This window comes from Tenacibaculum tangerinum (assembly GCF_029853675.1).
Lineage (GTDB): Bacteria > Bacteroidota > Bacteroidia > Flavobacteriales > Flavobacteriaceae > Polaribacter > Polaribacter tangerinum_A.
On record NZ_CP122539.1, the window covers coordinates 2,750,446 to 2,768,713 of the forward strand.

The 18,268-nt window shown below is 33.8% G+C and carries 18 protein-coding genes; 9 read left to right on the forward strand and 9 right to left on the reverse strand.

All coding sequences use genetic code 11. The features are described 5' to 3' along the window. The 3 genes from P8625_RS12290 to P8625_RS12300 are packed head-to-tail and all read right to left on the reverse strand — an operon-like array spanning window position 1 to window position 3,434. The gene (locus P8625_RS12290; RefSeq protein ID WP_279650742.1) at window positions 1-477 is read right to left on the reverse strand and encodes a toxin-antitoxin system YwqK family antitoxin; all 477 of its coding nucleotides are present in this window, start codon (window positions 475-477) and stop codon (window positions 1-3) included. After that, window positions 467-2,089, reverse strand: a complete 1,623-nt coding sequence (locus tag P8625_RS12295) for a 4Fe-4S binding protein (RefSeq protein WP_279650743.1) — start codon at window positions 2,087-2,089, stop codon at window positions 467-469. The genes P8625_RS12290 and P8625_RS12295 overlap by 11 nt, the downstream gene beginning before the upstream one ends. A 1-nt stretch (window position 2,090) precedes the next feature. Beyond that, complete coding sequence (locus P8625_RS12300) at window positions 2,091-3,434, reverse strand: NAD(P)/FAD-dependent oxidoreductase (RefSeq protein ID WP_279650744.1); 1,344 nt, start codon at window positions 3,432-3,434, stop codon at window positions 2,091-2,093. Between the two features lie 139 nt (window positions 3,435-3,573). Here P8625_RS12300 and P8625_RS12305 point away from each other — a divergent pair, with 139 nt between their 5' ends. Genes P8625_RS12305 through P8625_RS12315 form a run of 3 tightly spaced genes read left to right on the forward strand, consistent with a single transcriptional unit; the run spans window position 3,574 to window position 6,754 of the window. Continuing rightward, entirely contained in the window at window positions 3,574-4,443 is an 870-nt protein-coding gene (locus tag P8625_RS12305; protein ID WP_279650745.1) for a transporter family protein, read from the forward strand. A gap of 21 nt (window positions 4,444-4,464) precedes the next feature. After that, the gene (locus P8625_RS12310) at window positions 4,465-5,469 is read left to right on the forward strand and encodes a glycoside hydrolase family 113 (RefSeq protein ID WP_279650746.1); all 1,005 of its coding nucleotides are present in this window, start codon (window positions 4,465-4,467) and stop codon (window positions 5,467-5,469) included. Between the two features lie 52 nt (window positions 5,470-5,521). After that, on the forward strand, window positions 5,522-6,754 hold the full coding sequence (locus tag P8625_RS12315; protein ID WP_279650747.1) for a POTRA domain-containing protein: 1,233 nt from the start codon (window positions 5,522-5,524) through the stop codon (window positions 6,752-6,754). 281 nt (window positions 6,755-7,035) lie between these two features. Here P8625_RS12315 and P8625_RS12320 read toward each other — a convergent pair whose 3' ends face one another. The 4 genes from P8625_RS12320 to P8625_RS16415 all read right to left on the reverse strand — a co-directional run bounded on the left by P8625_RS12320 (window position 7,036) and on the right by P8625_RS16415 (window position 11,630). After that, window positions 7,036-9,129 (reverse strand): S46 family peptidase, encoded by a 2,094-nt coding sequence (locus P8625_RS12320; protein ID WP_279650748.1) that lies wholly within the window; start codon window positions 9,127-9,129, stop codon window positions 7,036-7,038. Between the two features lie 90 nt (window positions 9,130-9,219). Beyond that, on the reverse strand, window positions 9,220-10,104 hold the full coding sequence (locus P8625_RS12325) for a sterol desaturase family protein (RefSeq protein ID WP_279650749.1): 885 nt from the start codon (window positions 10,102-10,104) through the stop codon (window positions 9,220-9,222). 126 nt (window positions 10,105-10,230) lie between these two features. Beyond that, entirely contained in the window at window positions 10,231-10,977 is a 747-nt protein-coding gene (locus tag P8625_RS12330; protein ID WP_279650750.1) for a uroporphyrinogen-III synthase, read from the reverse strand. 14 nt (window positions 10,978-10,991) lie between these two features. Beyond that, on the reverse strand, window positions 10,992-11,630 hold the full coding sequence (locus P8625_RS16415) for a DUF4271 domain-containing protein (protein WP_407704740.1): 639 nt from the start codon (window positions 11,628-11,630) through the stop codon (window positions 10,992-10,994). A gap of 77 nt (window positions 11,631-11,707) precedes the next feature. Here P8625_RS16415 and P8625_RS12335 point away from each other — a divergent pair, with 77 nt between their 5' ends. The 3 genes from P8625_RS12335 to P8625_RS12345 are packed head-to-tail and all read left to right on the forward strand — an operon-like array spanning window position 11,708 to window position 14,249. Further along, entirely contained in the window at window positions 11,708-12,430 is a 723-nt protein-coding gene (locus tag P8625_RS12335) for a polyprenol monophosphomannose synthase (protein WP_279650751.1), read from the forward strand. A 4-nt stretch (window positions 12,431-12,434) separates the two neighbouring features. Next, entirely contained in the window at window positions 12,435-13,772 is a 1,338-nt protein-coding gene (locus P8625_RS12340) for a dihydroorotase (RefSeq protein ID WP_279652959.1), read from the forward strand. Beyond that, on the forward strand, window positions 13,773-14,249 hold the full coding sequence (locus P8625_RS12345; protein ID WP_279650752.1) for a DUF4296 domain-containing protein: 477 nt from the start codon (window positions 13,773-13,775) through the stop codon (window positions 14,247-14,249). A gap of 2 nt (window positions 14,250-14,251) precedes the next feature. Here the strand turns inward: P8625_RS12345 and P8625_RS12350 are convergent, their stop codons facing one another. After that, on the reverse strand, window positions 14,252-15,253 hold the full coding sequence (locus P8625_RS12350; RefSeq protein ID WP_279650753.1) for an NAD-dependent epimerase/dehydratase family protein: 1,002 nt from the start codon (window positions 15,251-15,253) through the stop codon (window positions 14,252-14,254). Window positions 15,254-15,316: 63 nt separating this feature from the next. On the opposite strand from P8625_RS12350, the gene tyrS reads away from it, so the two are divergent. After that, window positions 15,317-16,621 carry a tyrosine--tRNA ligase gene (tyrS, locus tag P8625_RS12355; RefSeq protein WP_279650754.1) on the forward strand — a complete coding sequence of 435 codons (1,305 nt, stop codon included), beginning with the start codon at window positions 15,317-15,319 and terminating at the stop codon, window positions 16,619-16,621. Between the two features lie 91 nt (window positions 16,622-16,712). Here tyrS and P8625_RS12360 read toward each other — a convergent pair whose 3' ends face one another. Further along, a complete protein-coding gene (locus tag P8625_RS12360) occupies window positions 16,713-17,063 on the reverse strand; it encodes a hypothetical protein (protein ID WP_279650755.1) in 351 nt (116 codons plus the stop codon). 53 nt (window positions 17,064-17,116) lie between these two features. On the opposite strand from P8625_RS12360, the gene P8625_RS12365 reads away from it, so the two are divergent. Together P8625_RS12365 and P8625_RS12370 are read left to right on the forward strand one after the other, a co-directional pair. Beyond that, entirely contained in the window at window positions 17,117-17,695 is a 579-nt protein-coding gene (locus P8625_RS12365) for a fasciclin domain-containing protein (protein WP_279650756.1), read from the forward strand. 21 nt (window positions 17,696-17,716) lie between these two features. Next, the gene (locus P8625_RS12370) at window positions 17,717-18,232 is read left to right on the forward strand and encodes a cytochrome c (protein ID WP_279650757.1); all 516 of its coding nucleotides are present in this window, start codon (window positions 17,717-17,719) and stop codon (window positions 18,230-18,232) included. Window positions 18,233-18,268: the final 36 nt, after the last annotated feature.

Consider the following 18,268-nt stretch of genomic DNA (forward strand, 5'->3'; position numbering starts at 1 on the left):
TTATTTAAGGTCGTTGAGGTTGTTTTCTGCTGCAAAAGAAGACAAATTATTCCATTCTTTTAGTTTTACTCCTTTTTTAAATTTCATGGCTTTTATTAATTTTTCCTTATCGTATAAAAGGCAGTAGCCGTTTTTTTGATTGTTTTTGATTTGACACTTCTGATTCATAGTTCCTTCAGCATTGTAAAAAATCCACCATTTGTTTTTAACGCCGTTCATAAAATGTCCTTCTTTTTCTTTGGAAGAATTCTTGCGATAAAAATGCCAATATTTTACAGGAAGATTGTTTTTATAATGTCCTTCTTTTTTTACGGTCCCATTTTTATAGTAAAATATCCAATAGTTGGTTTTTTGGTTCTTTTCAAGCCAGCCTTCTTCTTTTATTGTTCCATTTTCATAAAATGATTTATGATATGTTTTTTGGCCGACTAAAGAAGAACTAATAAAAAAGCATAAAAAGAAAATATTATTTTTCATTTACGAGTTTCATTAAATCTACATCGTTGCCTAGTAAAATTTCTGTTGGATTGATACGTCCTTTTTCTGGACCGTTTTCTAATTTTAATACTCCACGCGGACATACCGCCGAGCAAATTCCGCAGCCAACACAACTGGCACGCACAATATTTTCTCCTTTTTGTGCGTATGCACGTACATCAATACCTTGCTCGCAATAGGTAGAACAATTTCCACAAGAAATACATTGACCGCCATTGGTTGTAATTCTAAATCGTGATTTGAAACGTTGCACAATTCCTAAATAAGCAGCCAATGGGCAACCAAAACGACACCAAACACGGTTGCCGAAGATTGGATAAAATCCCGTGCCAATAACTCCTGCAAACCAAGCGCCTATTAAAAAGCTATAGGTATCTTTTATCCATTGAGAGTTAATTCCAAGAAAAGACTGTGCTCCTGTAAAGTAACAGTATAGCGTTACTATAGTCATTACTAACGAAAATACTAACACACTATGTATTAACCAACGTTCTAATTTCCATGCGTTTAGACTTTTGTTAGAATGCTGGCGGTATGGATCGCCTAAAGTTTCAGCTAAACCACCACAACCACACACCCAAGAGCAGTACCATCTTTTTCCGAAGAAATATACCATTACAGGCACAATGACTAAGGTAAGTACAATACCCCAAACTAAAATAAACAAACCAATGGCACCACTGTTTCTCAAATTATCTAAATTCCATTCAAAAAAGAAGTCGTAATCTAACGGAAACGCATTTTTAAAATCGTAGCCCGGCATGTTTAAACTTACCATGATTTCAGGAATAAGAAAGGCAAATACAATTTGAAAGAATAAAACAGAAGTAGTTCTAATAACTTGGTATTTATTGTGCCTGTATTTGATATACATTCTCACACCCATTACGAGCATAATTACACAGTATAAAAAACCGTATACAAACCACTGACTTGCTTTGCCTCCGTTTAAAAACTCGCTAATAGGATCGAGTATAAACGTCCAGTTTACTACATAATCAGGAAAAAAATAAAGCAATAAGTAAAAAACAACTAAGTAAATTAAAACTAACCAAGCTATCCAGCCTCGGTTGGTACTGGCTTCAAAATAAATACCATTGTTCTTGATTCCTTCAGGGCCTAACAAAACAAAATTAGGCAGTATGAATAACAATGCTCCGAAAATACCTAGCCCGAAAGTGAGGAACCACAGCAAACCGGGGTTGTTTTTTACAAAACCATTGCCTGATTTTTTGGCTAGCTCATAACTTAGGGTATGCGGTTTACCATAAATTAAATATTGGTATTGTGCTCCTTTTTTATCCCAGTTTTTTTCAGCATCGTATTTAGCAATTAAAGCATTGTAATGTTCGTTAGATGCTTCGTAGGCATTTCTAACGCGACTCGAAAACTCAAAAATATTCAAGCTTTCATCGGTAACAATAGCTTTGCTAAGCTTTTCTTTTATAACGTCACTTTTATATCCTTTTTCAGTAATAAAAGCGTCTAATTCTGATTGACTTAAATTAAAAGAACCTGTAAAAATTACTCCTGAAAAAATAAGTAATCCTATTAAGAATAGAAGTAATCCTGTTTGTTTTATTATTTTCATTCTAAACTCTGCTGAAAATTCGTTCCCAGCTTTTCTTTTTTAATTGAATATTGGTGTTGTTTTCCTTGTTGAATTTTGCTACAATTTCTGACTCATGAAGTTTATAAAACTCAGGGTCGAAGTTGGCATCTGCTAAATGCTCTAAAACAGCAGTTACAGATTGCTTTTCATTCAAAACCTTGTCAAAAAATTCGTGGCGCATGCGTATTCCGAAGGTGTTTATACCAAGGAATTCTTGTGTGTTTTTATCGTAGTTAATTCGAATGCATTTTTTACCACTTTCGTGTTCCCAATAAAAATGAGCCTCATTTTCTTTGGGTTCTGACCATACCCAACCGTAGGTTTGGTATTCGATATTGATAAACTTTGCAGAGTTAAACCAATGTCCTGGTTTGTACTCAATTCGGTTACCGCAAATAGTTTGAGCTACGGTTTCGCCCATCATTCTGCCTGTATACCAAACGGCTTCGATAGGACGGCGCAAGCCGATGGCTTCATGCTGTTCAGCACAATCGCCAATCGCATAAATGTCTTGAATATTGGTTTCTAAAAAGCGGTTTACTTTTACTCCCTTACCAAGTTCAATTTCCGAATCTTTTAAAAAGTCAATATTCGGAGAAACACCTGCGGTTAGCCCAACAACATCACATGGTATTTCTTCGCCTGTTTCTCTTATAATTACAGAGGTAACTTGCCCCTTTTCGTCCCCTGTAATTCCTTGCAGGTTTACACCCAAACGTAAATCGATATGGTTTTCTATTATTTCACGATTTATCATCGCAGATTCTTCTGCAGGCAACACATTGTTCCAAAAACTATTTTCACGAACCAAAAAAGTAACAGGAATATTTCTGCTATGAAGCATTTCGGCAAGTTCGATACCTATTAAACCGCCTCCTACAATTACAGCTCTTTTGCATACCTCGTTGTTAGGAGCATATTTTTCAAGAGCCTCTAAATCTTGTTTATGGTACATACCCATTACACCGTTTAAGTCTTGTCCTGGCCAACCAAATTTATTCGGTTTAGAACCTGTGGCTATAATTAAGCTGTCGTACGACAATTTCTCGCCGGTATCGAATTCTACTTCTTTACTTGAGGAATGTACCTTCGAAACAAAACCCTTTTTAAGAGTAAGATTGTTTTTTTTCCAAAACCAAGACTCATAAGGTTTCGTATGTTCAAATTTTAGGTGTCCCATGTACACATACATCAAGGCAGTTCTTGAAAAAAATTCTTCAGTTTCAGAAGAAATAATAGTAATTTTTTTATCAGATAATTTTCTGATATGCCTAGCGGCGGTAACTCCAGAAATACCGTTACCAATAATTACAACGTGCTCCATAAATGTTGATTTGCAGTTTAGGTCGTTGTTAAAGTTAAGAACTTAATAGAAGGTTTTAATTTAGAATAGTTTTAAATAAAAAGCTTTTGTAAGTGACGTTTTTTTTTAGCGACCTATGACTCATATTAAAATTAACTTTATGAAACGACAATTTCTTAGCTTTTCGGTTTTATTTCTTTTTGCAGTGCAATTTTTAAATGCTCAAGATGATACAGTAGAAAAGTCAAATATTCAAACGTACACACCATCTAAGCTTTTAAATAATGGGCAATGGGATATTAAATGGTTTAATAACCTGTATACAGAAACAAAATTCGCAGACGCCGATGGTGGTACCAATTCAAAACCAAGAGAAAATTACTTTACTTCAACTTTAGAAGTTTTTACTGGAATTTCTGAAAACAACCGTGTTAATATAGGGGCAATTATAGAATATCGCTCTAACACTAATGGAGGTCGTCAGGCGTTATCAGTATTTAGTTTAAAAGACGACCCGAATTCAGAAAGAAAAGGAATTACCTCCATAGCACCAGCGATTAAATTTCAACCTTTAAAAAATGTTGGAAACTTTTCAGTTCAATCAGCAGTTCATATTCCTTTGTTGAGTAATGAAACTGAAAACGGAGTGTTTTTAGATCAAACAGCATGGACTTTTCAAAATCGATTCTTTTACGATTATACGTTTTCTAGTGGAAAATGGCAGTTGTTTACAGAGTTAAATACAGAATACAATTTTGCCAATGATGATAGTTTTGCAAACAATACTTTTTTAGTAGTTCCAGGAGTTTTCTTTAGTTATTTTCCAAATGAGAAGTCTACCGTATTAGCATTTACGCAACATGCACAACGATTTGGAGATTTTACACAAGATTATACAGCTTTGGGTTTAGGCGGAAAATATCAAATAACGCAGGTGTTAAACTTAGAAGTATTGTATAGTAATTTTGTTAGAGGAACAAACAACGGATTAGGGCAAAGCTTTAATATAGGAGTAAGAGCATTATTTTAAAAACAGTAAATTAGAGGAGTCATGAAAATACGAATTCTCCTTTTAGTAAGCTGTGTTTTTTTGGGTAGCTCTTGTACGAGCCAATCAAAAAAGATAAATGGTATTAGCTTTGTTGCTTCTTCAAAAGAGGTAACAAGTCAACATCTTCATCATGTAAAAAAGGTATCAGCAAACTATGTTGCGTTGATGCCTTTTGCTTTTATTAAAAGTTTAACATCACCAAAAGTAATTTACAATTCCAAAAATCAATGGTTTGGAGAAACAGAAGCAGGCGTGAAACAGTACGCAAAAGAGTTTCAAAAAAGTAACATAAAGATTATGTTGAAACCACAAATTTGGGTTTGGAGAGGGCAATATACAGGCACTATAAAAATGGATTCTGAGGCGAAATGGAGAGAATTAGAACAATCGTATGAAGATTTTATTCTTGTTTTTGCCAAAGTAGCAGAAGAAATTAACGCAACAGTTTTTTGTGTGGGTACAGAGTTGGAAGAGTTTATAAAAAACAGACCAGAGTATTGGAAAAAACTCATAAAAAAAATTAGAAACGTATATTCTGGGAAACTAACCTACGCAGCAAATTGGGATGAATTTAAGCGAGTAGATTTTTGGCAAGAGTTAGACTTTATTGGTATTGATGCTTACTTTCCGCTAAGCGATCAAAAATCACCAAGTATAGAAGAACTAGAAAGAGGATGGCAAGCACACAAAAATACAATTGTTGAACTTCAAAATAAGTTCAGTAAGCCTGTTTTATTTACCGAATATGGGTATAGGAGTATTAATTTTGTAGGAAAAGAGCCTTGGACTTCAAGTAGAATTGAAGGCAATGTTAATTTAGAAAATCAACAAAAAGCTTTACAGGCCTTGTATAATCAATTTTGGAATGAAGATTGGTTTGCAGGTGGGTTTGTATGGAAATGGTTTTACAATCATAAAGAAGTAGGAGGGCCTACTAACAATCGATTTACGCCTCAAAATAAACCTGGCGAATTGACTATAAAAAAGAGATATGAAAGCAACTAATAAGAGCTTTAAAAGTAGATGTTTTTCTTTGTTGAAAACACTAATTCTTGTAATGTTTCTTGGTGTTCTAAACACGTACTCACAAGAAAAAAGAATAGAGAGCATTGCCTTTCTAGGAGCTAAAAAAACAAAAACGCATGTTTTAAAAAAAATACTAAATTCAAAAGAAAATCAACCATTTGACTCGATTGTTTTACACGAAGATATGACTCGTTTAAAACGCTTGCCAGCAATTTCTAATGCGTATTTTCAAACATCTTGTTTCGATAAAAAATGTAAGATTACAATCACTGTAGAAGAAAATTTCACCTTAATTCCTGAAGTTAATTTTCACAAAACGGTTCGTCAAAACATTGCTTACAGAATAGGAGCGGGGGAGTTTAATTTTTTGGGGAGGAATATGATTCTAGGAGGATTTTATCAGTACAACGGATTTGATTCTTATGGTATTAATTTTAGAGCTCCTACTTTATTTTCAGCAAAATGGGGACTGGCATTGAATCATCAAAACTGGACAAGTGAAGAGCCACTGTATTTTGGTAATGAGTCTGCCAATTATAAATACCAAAATATTTCGTACGAAGTTTTAGGTTTGTACGAACATAATTTTAAAAACCGAGTACAGTTTGGAATTAATTTTTTTAAAGAAAAATATAACTATTTAAGTGGTAATACTTCCACAGAAATTCCTACAGAACTAGATATTAACAAAAAGCTATTGAAGTTAATATATACATTTGATGATTTAGATTATCATTATCAATACATCAACGGATTTAAAAGCGAGTTTTACGGGCAGTATGTTACTTCTGGAAATGAGTATCAGGATGATTTTTTAATTTTTTGGAACGATTTTTTTTACTTTAAAAGATTTGGTAAAAGAGGCAATTGGGCAAATAGATTGCGCGTTGGTTTATCATCTAACGACGATACGCCATTTGCGCCATTTGCTTTAGATAATAATGTGAATTTACGAGGAGTGGGTATTTTGGTCGATCGAGGAACAGGAAGTATTGTACTAAATACCGAGTATCGTTACACTTTATACGAAAGAAATTGGTTTGTTATACAAGGAAATGTATTTACAGATGCAGGAACATGGAGACTACCGGGAGGAGAGTTAAGTGATTTTATAGATAGTGATAACTTGAGAATATATTCTGGTATTGGGGTGCGTTTGATTCACAAAAAAATATTCAACGCTATTTTTAGAATTGATTATGGGCATGGACTTACGAAGAATGCCTCGAAAGGTTTTGTATTTGGCATCGGACAATATTTTTAATACGATTTATGTTTTTTTATTTCGCATTTAGGTCTATTGTATCTTCGAGTAAAATGAGTTGAATGAAATGAAAATAATTTTGTATCGAGAAGTGATAGTATGATTCTCGATAGCTCTGCTGAGCCTAGTCGAAGTACAGTTTTTAAATCATTACCATTCTTAAAAATCACTCGAACCGACGGTTTGCTAAAAAAATTATTCGTTAATCGTATAACAACAAAGAAAAAGCGAGATGTAAACTATCAATCTCGCTTTTTGTGTGTTTTTATGTAGAAATAAGTTTATTTTTTCTTAGGGTGTACTAATTTCATTTCATCAATTAAGTGCTTTGCTCCTGCATACTTATCAACAATAAATAATACATAACGAACATCGACCATAATATTTCTACAAATTTCTGGATCGTAATTCATATCGCTCATGGTACCTTCCCATACACGGTCGAAATTCAATCCAATTAAGTTTCCGTGTGCGTCAATGGCAGGGCTTCCAGAGTTACCTCCTGTGGTGTGGTTGGTGCCTAAGAAACATACAGGTACTTTTCCGTTCGTGTCTGTATATTGTCCAAAATCTTTAGCATCGTATAAATCAAGTAGCTTTTGCGGAACATCAAATTCATAGTCGCCAGGAACATATTTTTCAATAACACCGTCTAAATAACTTACAGGATTGTAGTATACAGCATCTCTAGGAGAATATCCACGAACTTGACCATAAGTTACACGCAATGTGCTGTTAGCATCTGGGAAATATCGTGCATTTGGCAATGCTTCCATTAATGCTTTCATATATGTTTTTTGCAAAGCTGCAATTGCCTGATTTTTATACTGAAACTCAGGGTCTATTTTAGTATAAAACTCCTCAATCATAGGTTTTGCATACTGGTAAGCTGCATCTTTATTTAGGTTTTCTACCACCTTTGTAGCATCTCCTTCTAATAGTTGTATCGCCTTATCTATATCAGTAAAACTTGTTTTGTTGTAAATTGAAGCATCTACTTTAGTAGGGTTGTATAAAGGCATTACATTGTTAAATACCCCTTTGTCTACAGTTGCATCAAAGTTTTTGTGAATTCCTTTCAATCTATTCACCAAAGCAGTTCTAACTTCCTCAAGCTTTTCAGGTTTATTTAACGCAACTTGTTCTAATTGATACGCTCTAAAAGTCATTTGCATCAACTCGTTAGTTACTGAGAAAACCTCAATAAAGTTTCTTCTTTTAATATTGATATCTGCAAAATCGGCATATAATTGTTCGAACTCAGGGAGAATATTTCCGTAGTTTTTTTCTAAGTCTTTTTCTTTCAATGCCTTTTTAAAAGCAACTTCAAAAGCTCGACGTTCTGCAATGGCATTGCTTTTTTTAATTCCTAAATTTTCACCTATCCACTTTTTCCAAGCATTTGCAATACGTGCTTGTTTTGATGCGTATTTAATACGAACGGCATCGCTTGCTTTCATTTGCGCATCAATTTCTTTCAATGCCGCTTCACGAATAGCGATATTACTAGGGTTAAACTCTTGTGTAATATGTTGAATGGCAACGGCTGGTAAATACTCATTTGTACGACCTGGAAAACCAAAAACCATGGTAAAATCGCCTTCTTCAATTCCGTCTAAAGAAACGGGTAAAAAGTGTTTTGGCGTATAAGGAACGTTGTCTTTGCTATATTTGGCAGGACGGTTGTTTTTATCGGCATAAATTCTGAATAACGAAAAATCTCCTGTATGACGTGGAAAAACCCAGTTATCGGTATCACTACCAAACTTCCCGATACTGCTAGGTGGTGCACCAACTAAGCGAATGTCTTCAAATTTTTCGGTAACGAATAAGAAATACTGGTTTCCTTTATAAAAAGGTTTTACTTTAACATCTTGCCAAGTTTCTTTTGCTACGTTTTTGTTAAGTTCATTGATGTTTTTATCAATAGCCGATTGCTTTTCACGTTCGGTCATGGTGTCGGTAATTCCATTCAGTGCTTTGGTCGTTACATCGTCAATACGAACGATAAACTCGACATACAAATCTTCATTTGGCAATTCTTCACTTTTGTTCATTGCCCAAAAACCATCTTTTAAATAATCATTTTCTAGCGAAGAGTGTGATTGAATTTGTCCGAAGCCGCAGTGATGATTGGTTAATAGTAATCCTTCAGTAGAAATCACTTCACTGGTACATCCTCCGTTAAAATGCCCAATAGCATCTTTTAAACTAGAGTTGTTTACATCGTAAATGTCTTTGGCTGTTAATTTACTTCCTAAAGAAGTCATTTCTTGCTCGTTCATTCCTTCTAAAAGAGAAGGAATCCACATACCACCTTGTTGTGCAGTAACCTGAACGGCAATAAATAAGAATATAATTTTTAGATACTTCATTTGAATATTTTTAAAAAGCTAAAGATACAAATTGGTAATAAAACAGCTTGTTGAAAGCAGGAAGTAATAGGTTAAAAAATACTTAAAAGATTATTTTTTTCCTATAGGATATAGTTCTTGATGCATAAAGTCTTTCGGAAACTTTTCATCTCCGTTAAAACCCAACTCAATATCGCGTCCGTTATACGGAATGTAGTCGGTTTTAAAGATGTAGTCCCAAATGCTTAGGGTAATACCAAAGTTTACCCCTGTTTTTTTATCAGCAGGAAGTTCTTTCGCGTGGTGCCAAATATGCATTCTTGGATTGTTCAAAATATATTTTAACCAGCCGTAGTCCCAATTAATATTGGCATGATTTAAGTGCCCGATGGTAATGTTAAAAAAATGAACGATTGCCACGTCTTGTGCTGTGAATCCGCCCATAATAGCCAGTGGAATATATTTCATAGAGTTGTATACTACGGGTTCCATCCAATGGTAACGAAGGTGTGCTGCAAATCCCATTTGTTTTACAGAATGGTGTACTTTATGAAAGTTCCATAAAAACTCATATCGATGAAGCAACGTATGGGTAAACCACTGCACAAAATCAATAATAACAAAGAAAACAAGAATTCTTACCCAATACGGAAAAGTATTGATATCGAACAATTCCAAATCGCCAACCGATAGCCCCACCACTCCTAATATGTCATTAAACAATTGCTCGGCTGTGTTTGATAAAGCGATGAGCACGATAAGGTTTAACAAGAAGAAGTTGAAAAACATATAAAAAGCATCTAACCAAAAATCTTTGCGAAAAATCGGCTGATTTTTTCGCCATGGAAACACTATTTCTAACGCCCAAACAACCAAAGAAATGATAATTAAACCATAAAAATAATTTTCCCAGTTTAACTCCATTAACACAGACTGCTTAACGTAGTTCCAGTAATCAGCGTACGAGCTTTTTATAATGTCTATATATTTTTCCATTGTCGAACGGTAAAATTAATGAAATAAATGAAGTAATCATGTTACTTAAGTTACAAGGATTTGTTAAAAACAAAAGACTGCCTTAAGAAAGACAGTCTTTTAATTTTATGCAGGAAGTTGATGTACTTATTTCTTATTAACCTCTTTAATATATTTTTCTAAAGCCATGGTCATTGAAGGTGTTTCAGGCGTTGGTGCAGCAATATCTACACGCAATCCACGGTCTTCAACAGCTTTAATGGTGGTGCTTCCAAATACAGCGATTCGAGTATCATTTTGTTTAAAGTCAGGAAAGTTTTGAAATAAACTATCAATTCCTGATGGACTGAAAAATACTAAAACATCGTAAAAAACATTCTCTAAATCAGATAAATCACTTACGACGGTACGGTATAAATCTGCTCGTTTCCAGTCTACTTTTAATTTGTCTAATTCTTCAGGAATTTGAGGCTTTAATTTGTCAGAAGAAGGAAGTAAAAACTTCTCATCTTTATGCTTTTTAATTAATTTTGTTAACTCAGGAAATGTTCTGTTACCCACATAAATTTTACGTTTACGGTACACAACGTATTTCTGCAAGTAATAGGCTACCGCTTCAGACTGACAAAAATATTTCATGTCATCAGGAACAGTAAAGCGCATTTCTTCGGCGATTCTAAAAAAATGATCGACAGCATTTCTACTAGTAAGTATAATTGCTGAGTAATTATTTAAGTCTATTTTTTGGGCTCTTACTTCTTTAACGGGGACTCCCTCGACATGAATAAATGAGCGAAAGTCAACTTTAACCTTTTGCTTTTCTGCCAAATCAAAATAAGGCGAAGTTTCTGTCTTTGGTTCTGGTTGAGAGACTAAAATAGTTTTAACTTTCATAAACTTTCTCTTTATTACGTAGTTGTTGATTTATAAAGAATTAATAGCGGTGCTATTTCAAGGGTGCAAAAGTACAAAATAAAATAAAACAACTTACTAATTACAAGCTTTTTATTGTTGTTCAAAATTAAGAGTGCTCTAAAAATAAGTAGTATAACGAACGATACAAGTAAAAAAACTTTATTATGAAAAGTGTATTGATATAGTATTACAAAAGGCAGTAACCAGATACAGAGTACATACATGTACCCTGATTTTGTGTACAAGAAATAATTTATAATAGAAGACAATCCTAATATATTCGCCAATATATGATCAATTAAAAAACGTGCAGATAGGTATAAGGTAACGAATAAAAGCAATAGTAAGAAGGCGAAAAAGCGCTGAGAATGTATTTCTAAAGGTAAAATTAAGAATAAAAATAACGAGATGACAATGATCGAATAAGTGAATAAAAGTAATCTAAAGGGAGAAAAAAACGAAGCTCCTTCTTCTATTCTTTTATGAAAAAAACCAGGAGTAACAAATGCAATTGCATACCCATATAGTTTGGTAGGTTTAAGTAATTTCATCATAGCCAGCAGTACAATAGCTACGATAATAACTATGGCAATCCAACTATCGTTATGTGTAATTCGTTCTACTGCTTGCAATCGTTTTTATACTTTTTAATTAACACAAAATTAGTAATAAATAAGTGTATCTTTGCCTAGAATTATATGAAAATTACATGAAGTCAGACGCTCTAGTCATAATTCCTACCTATAACGAAAAAGAAAACATCGAAGCCATTATTCGAGCAACTTTTAATCAAGAAAAGGTATTTCATGTATTGGTGGTTGATGATAACTCACCTGACGGAACAGCTGCGATTGTAGAACGTTTGCAAACCGAGTTTCCAAACCGACTTTTTATTGAAAAAAGAATGGGAAAAAACGGATTGGGTACTGCCTACATTCACGGATTCAAATGGGCACTTTCAAAGAAATATGACTATATTATCGAAATGGATGCCGATTTTTCACACGACCCAAATGATTTGATTCGATTGTATGATGAATGCGCTACTAACGGAGCCGATGTAGCTATAGGGTCGAGATATTCGGTAGGAGTTAATGTAGTTAATTGGCCAATGAGTAGAGTCTTGTTGTCGTATCTTGCCTCAAAATATGTGCGCTTAATAACGCAAATACCAATTTACGACACTACCGCTGGTTTTGTGTGCTACAAACGAAACGTATTAGAAACCATTCAGTTCGACAAAGTTAAGTTTGTAGGATATGCGTTTCAAATAGAAATGAAATACAAAGCGTGGAAGCACCAATTTAATATCAAAGAAGTTTCGGTTATCTTTACCGATAGAGTTTTAGGAAAATCAAAACTAAGCAAGGGTATTATAAAAGAAGCTGTCTTTGGCGTTATAAAAATGAGAATTAATGGATTACCAAAATAACAACATGCAATCGTACTTAATTAAGAATGCACACATCGTTAATGAAAACAAAATTTTTAAAGGCGATGTTTTAATAGAAGGAGAATTTATTAAAGAAATAGGAGAAAATATAATTCCTACAGATAATGTATTGATGGTTGATGCTGAAGGAAAATTTTTAATCCCTGGTATGATTGATGACCAGGTGCATTTTCGTGAACCTGGATTAACACACAAAGCCAATATTGCCACTGAAAGTAAAGCTGCCATTGCTGGCGGAATTACTTCGTTTATTGAAATGCCCAATACCGTTCCGCAGGCAACGACCCAAGAATTATTAGCCGATAAGTTCGATATTGCTAGTAAAACATCGTATGCGAACTATTCGTTTATGTTCGGTGGTACGAATGACAACTTAGAAGAGTTGTTAAAAACCAATCCGAAAGATGTAGCAGGAATCAAATTGTTTTTAGGGTCATCAACAGGAAATATGTTGGTAGACAACGAAGAAGTATTAGAAAAAATATTTTCTTCAACCAAGATGCTAATCTCAGTGCATTGTGAAGACGAAGCAACCATTAGAAAAAATACAGAAGAGTATAAAGCACTATATGGCGATGATATTCCTATAAAATATCATCCATTAATTCGTAGTGAAGAAGCTTGCTATTTATCATCTTCAAAAGCCATTGAACTAGCGAAAAAGACAGGCGCAAGGTTACATGTTTTTCACTTGTCAACAGCGAAAGAAACACAGCTATTTAGAAACGATATTCCGTTAGAAGAAAAGCAAATTACGGCAGAGGTTTGTATACATCATTTATGGTTTACCGATGCAGATTACGATACCAAAGGAACACATATTAAGTGGAATCCGGCAGTAAAAACTCAGCAAGACAAAGACGGTTTATGGGAAGCATTATTAGATGATAGAATCGATATTATTGCTACAGACCATGCTCCGCATACCTTAGAAGAAAAAAGCAATGTGTATACCAAAGCACCAAGTGGAGGTCCGTTAGTACAACACGCAGTTATTGCTGTTTTAGAAAAAGTAAAAGAAGGGGTGCTTTCTATTGAAAAAGCAGTAGAGAAAATGAGTCACAACCCAGCAAAAATTTTCAAAATTGAAAAGAGAGGGTTTATCAAAGAAGGCTTTTATGCCGATTTGGTTTTGGTCGACACCGATAAAAAATGGACGGTTAATAGAGAGAACATTCTTTATAAATGTGGGTGGTCTCCCTTTGAAGGAGTTGAGTTTTCAAGTCAAATAACACATACATTTGTAAATGGAAACTTACTGTATAATGAAGGAGTTTTTAACGATGAGGTTAAAGGAAAACGATTGTTATTTAATAGGTAAATGAAGTACTTTATTTATATAGGTATTGGGTTGTTTTTGCTATCGTGTAACAGCAATACGATTTATAAAAAACCCAAAAATTTAATTTCTAAAGATTCAATGATAATGTTGTTAACCGATATGTACATTGCATCTTCGGCAAAAAACCAAAAAAATAAATTTCTTAAAAGAGAAAAAAATTATATGATTTTGGTATACGAAAAGTATAAAATTGATAGTACTCGTTTTGATGCTAGTAATACCTATTACACCTCTAGAGTAGATGAATATTCAGATATTCTTAAAAAAGTAAAATCGAATATTGACTCTTTAGAAGCCACGTACAGAGCGATTGAAGACTCAATACAAGGAACCAAAATAATAAAAAAAGACTCTCTGATACCTGCTAAAGAACAAGAACTGGATGAAATTCTAGAAGAACCACTAGAAAGAACCACTAAAAAGTTGGATAAAAAAGAGTTGGAAAGAAGCCGATAATTTTAGTGTTTAAAATTTTTTGCAATTCCAGAAATTACATTGGTAATAGGCTCGAAATCAATGTTGAGCTGAGTCTTAATTTTTTCGGCTGTATAGAACGATTTATGATGCGCCGATTTTGCAGAATTCTTTGTAAGCAACGGTTCTTTGCCCGTAATTTTCGTTAAAAACCAATCAACTCTCCAAAAAAGGGAAGTGGCAAATTTTCCTATGCGAATGGAAGGTCTTTTTTTATCAAGCCTATCAGCAATCGTAAAAAGAACTTCTTTAAACGAGCAGTTTTCAGAAACTAAAATAAAACGTTCATTAATAACATCAGAAGTCATGAGATGTATCATGGTTCTTACTACATCTTTTACTCCAATAAAGCCCGTAACACCTTCTGTGTAAAAAGAAAACCCATTATGTATTTGAGTAAATAATTTACCCGAACCCTCATTCCAAAATCCACTACCTAAAATTACACCAGGATTTACAATAACAACGTCTAACCCTTCTTGACTTCCTCTCCAAACTTCCATTTCAGCACCGTACTTTGTAATAGCATACCCGTGATTTTCACTACTCTCTACCCACTCATTTTCTTCGTTAATAGGTTTTCCATTTATGGAATCACCCACAGCAGCAATAGAGCTTACGAAACAAAACTTTTCTACGTCTCCATCAATAGCGAAATTGATTAAATTGGCAGTTCCTTCAATATTTACTTGGCGCATTTTTCTATAATCTTTCGGACTAAAAGACACCAAAGCAGCACAATGATATACTTCAGTAACATTGGTAAATACGGGGTCTAAAGAAGGGATGTTGGTAATGTCGGCCTTCATCCATTCAATTTTAGAAAAATATAGCTGAACTTCGGTTGTGTATAACGAAAAGATTTTTTTAACATGTTCTCGCTTTTCTTCTGTTCTATAAATAGCCCGAATAGTATCGCTTTTTTGAGCTAAATGATACAATAAATGCGAGCCGACTAAACCTGTTCCACCTGTAACTAAAATCATAAGAGCGAATTTAGTTTTTTTTGGTTGATAAACTTATCTTTGCTTCTTTAAAAATAGAATAAAATGACCCAAAATTTAGTAGAAGAGTTACAATGGCGTGGAATGATACACGATATCATGCCAGGAACTGAAGAACAGTTGCAAAAAGAAATGACCGCAGCCTATATTGGTTTTGACCCCACTTCAGATTCTTTACACATTGGAAGTTTGGTGCCTATTATTTTATTGGTTCATATTGAAAAAGCAGGACACAAACCCATTGCTTTAGTAGGAGGAGCAACAGGAATGATTGGAGACCCTTCGGGAAAATCTGACGAACGTAACTTACTCAATGAAGAAACATTAGCAAAAAACGTATCAGGAATTAAAAAAACACTAGCACGTTTTTTAAATTTTGATAACGGAGCAGAAAATTCTCCAATTTTAGTGAATAATTACGATTGGATGAAAGATTTTTCTTTCATAGATTTTGCTCGTGATGTAGGTAAACGTATTACGGTAAATTACATGATGGCAAAAGATTCCGTAAAAAAACGTATTTCAGGAGAAGCAGGTGGAGGAATGAGTTTTACCGAGTTTACCTATCAATTAATTCAAGGGTACGATTTTTATCATTTGTACAAAACCTACAATTGTAAACTACAAATGGGAGGCTCTGACCAATGGGGAAACATCACAACAGGTACAGAATTGGTTCGTAGAATGACTTCGGAAGAAGATGCCAAAGCCTATGCCGCAACCTGTCCATTAATTACCAAAGCTGATGGTTCTAAGTTTGGAAAGTCAGAAGGAGGAAACGTATGGTTAGATGCCGAGAAAACATCGGTTTATAAATTTTACCAATTTTGGTTAAATACTTCGGATGAAGATGCCGAGAAGTACATTAAAATATTTACCTTTTTAGATAAAGAAACCATTGAAGCTTTAACTTCAGAGCACGCAAAAGCACCTCACCAAAGAGTTTTACAAAAAAAACTAGCCGAAGAGGTAACCACTTTTGTACACTCAAAAGAAGAGCTAGAGAAGGCAGTAAAAGCTTCTAATATTTTATTCGGAAACTCTACCGCCGAAGATTTAAAGAGTTTAGATGAGCAAACTTTTTTAGATCTATTTGATGGAGTGCCTCAAGCTGAGGTTACCTCAGAAGATATTACTGAAGGACTCGATATGATTGCTGCTTTAGCCGCTAAAACAGGTTTTTTAAAATCGAATGGAGATGCACGTAGAGCCTTAAAAGAAAACTCGATTTCTGTTAACAAAGAAAAAGTAAAAGAAGACTTTACAATTACCTCTAAAGATTTAATTGCCAACAAGTATGTATTGCTACAAAGAGGTAAAAAGAACTATTTTTTGTTAAAGATTGCTTAAGCAAATAAAAACTACAACCTACAAAAGTCTTTACATTAAGTAAAGGCTTTTGTAAGTTATATATAAACAAACGTTTTTGGAATTTAAAGTTCTATGAAACTGCTTTTAAATTAAAAGTCAAAGGACATCTTTTGCAGTTAACCCCTTTCTTGAGGTATTTATTACAGCATTTGCTTTTAGGTTTTCCACAATTATTCGTACAAATAGCGTTACAAATAGTAGCTTCCTGTAATTTTTTAACAGGCTTTGTAGCAGTAATTTTCTTGGTCTCTAAATAAAAAACAATCATTATTTGTCGTAATAAATCTGCACAAATATATAATTTATTTGGAATAAATAAAAATAAAGTATTTTCTAAAGAGAACTGTATTAACTTTTTAGGAGGAATCCATTTTAAAAATTCAAAAAAGATAAAAACATCTTTTTTTATGATATTTGTCATGTTTTTTGAGCATAGTTAGGTATATATTTGGGTTTTAATAAAACTACTAAACAATGAAAACAGTTAACATAATTTACTTGGTTGCATTATCGTTGCTTTTCTCTTGTAAAAGCGAGAATAGTAAAACCAATGCTTCTGATGTAAGCCCAGAGGTAAAAACAGAAGAAGTGAAGTTAGGTGGACAATCTTCTGTAAAAGATGAAGTTTCGGATCCGGATGCTTTAAGAACAGCAAAAAGTATTGCAGATTTTTCAACATTGGTAGCTGCCATTGAGGCTGCTGGAGTAGAAGATGCAGTGGTAAATGCAGGACCTTTAACTATTTTTGCACCTCTAAACAGTGCTTTTGATAAACTACCAGCAGGTACGGTTGAAGATCTTTTAAAGCCAGAAAACAAATCAAAACTCGCATTTATTTTAACGAACCATGTAGCACCAGCAAACTATCCTATACAACAATTAGAAAAAGAAGCAAAGAAACAACGAAAGTTATACATGGCTTCTGGTAACTATCTTCCTGTAGAAAATAAAGAAGGTAAAATTTTTGTAAATGGGATAGAAATTATCAAAACAGTAAAGGTAAGTAATGGTTGGATACATGTTATCGATCAAGTGCTTGTACCACAGGAATAATAATTTATAAAAACAATTACATTGAAATACACACACCAATTATTACTATTATTGTTTTCTTTTTTACTGTTTTCATGTGGAAACGATAAAAAGAATAATCAGGTAGATTATTCATCTAAGAAAGCACCAGAAAAAACAGAGGTACAAAAAGAGGTGCCCAAAGAAGAACCAGCGGTTAGCACCACTACGGCCAATATCGATTTATCCAACAAAGGAATTGGTCCTGTTAAATCGGTAGAAATTCCAAGCACAATAGATCCAAAAATGGTAGAGGACGGCAAAGAGTTGTTTAAAAACAAATGCTCGGCATGTCACAGATCTAATAAAAAATTTATTGGTCCTAATCCAACAGGAATACTCGATAGGAGATCTCCAGAATGGATAATGAATATGATTATGAATCCTGAAGAGATGACTAAAAAAGACCCTATAGCAAAAGCGTTATTAATAGAGTATAACGGTTCGCCTATGGCAAATCAAAATATCAATGAGCAAGAGGCTAGAGCTATCTTAGAATATTTTAGAACTTTAAAATAAGTAACCATGAAAAACCTAATAAAAAGTGCCTTATTG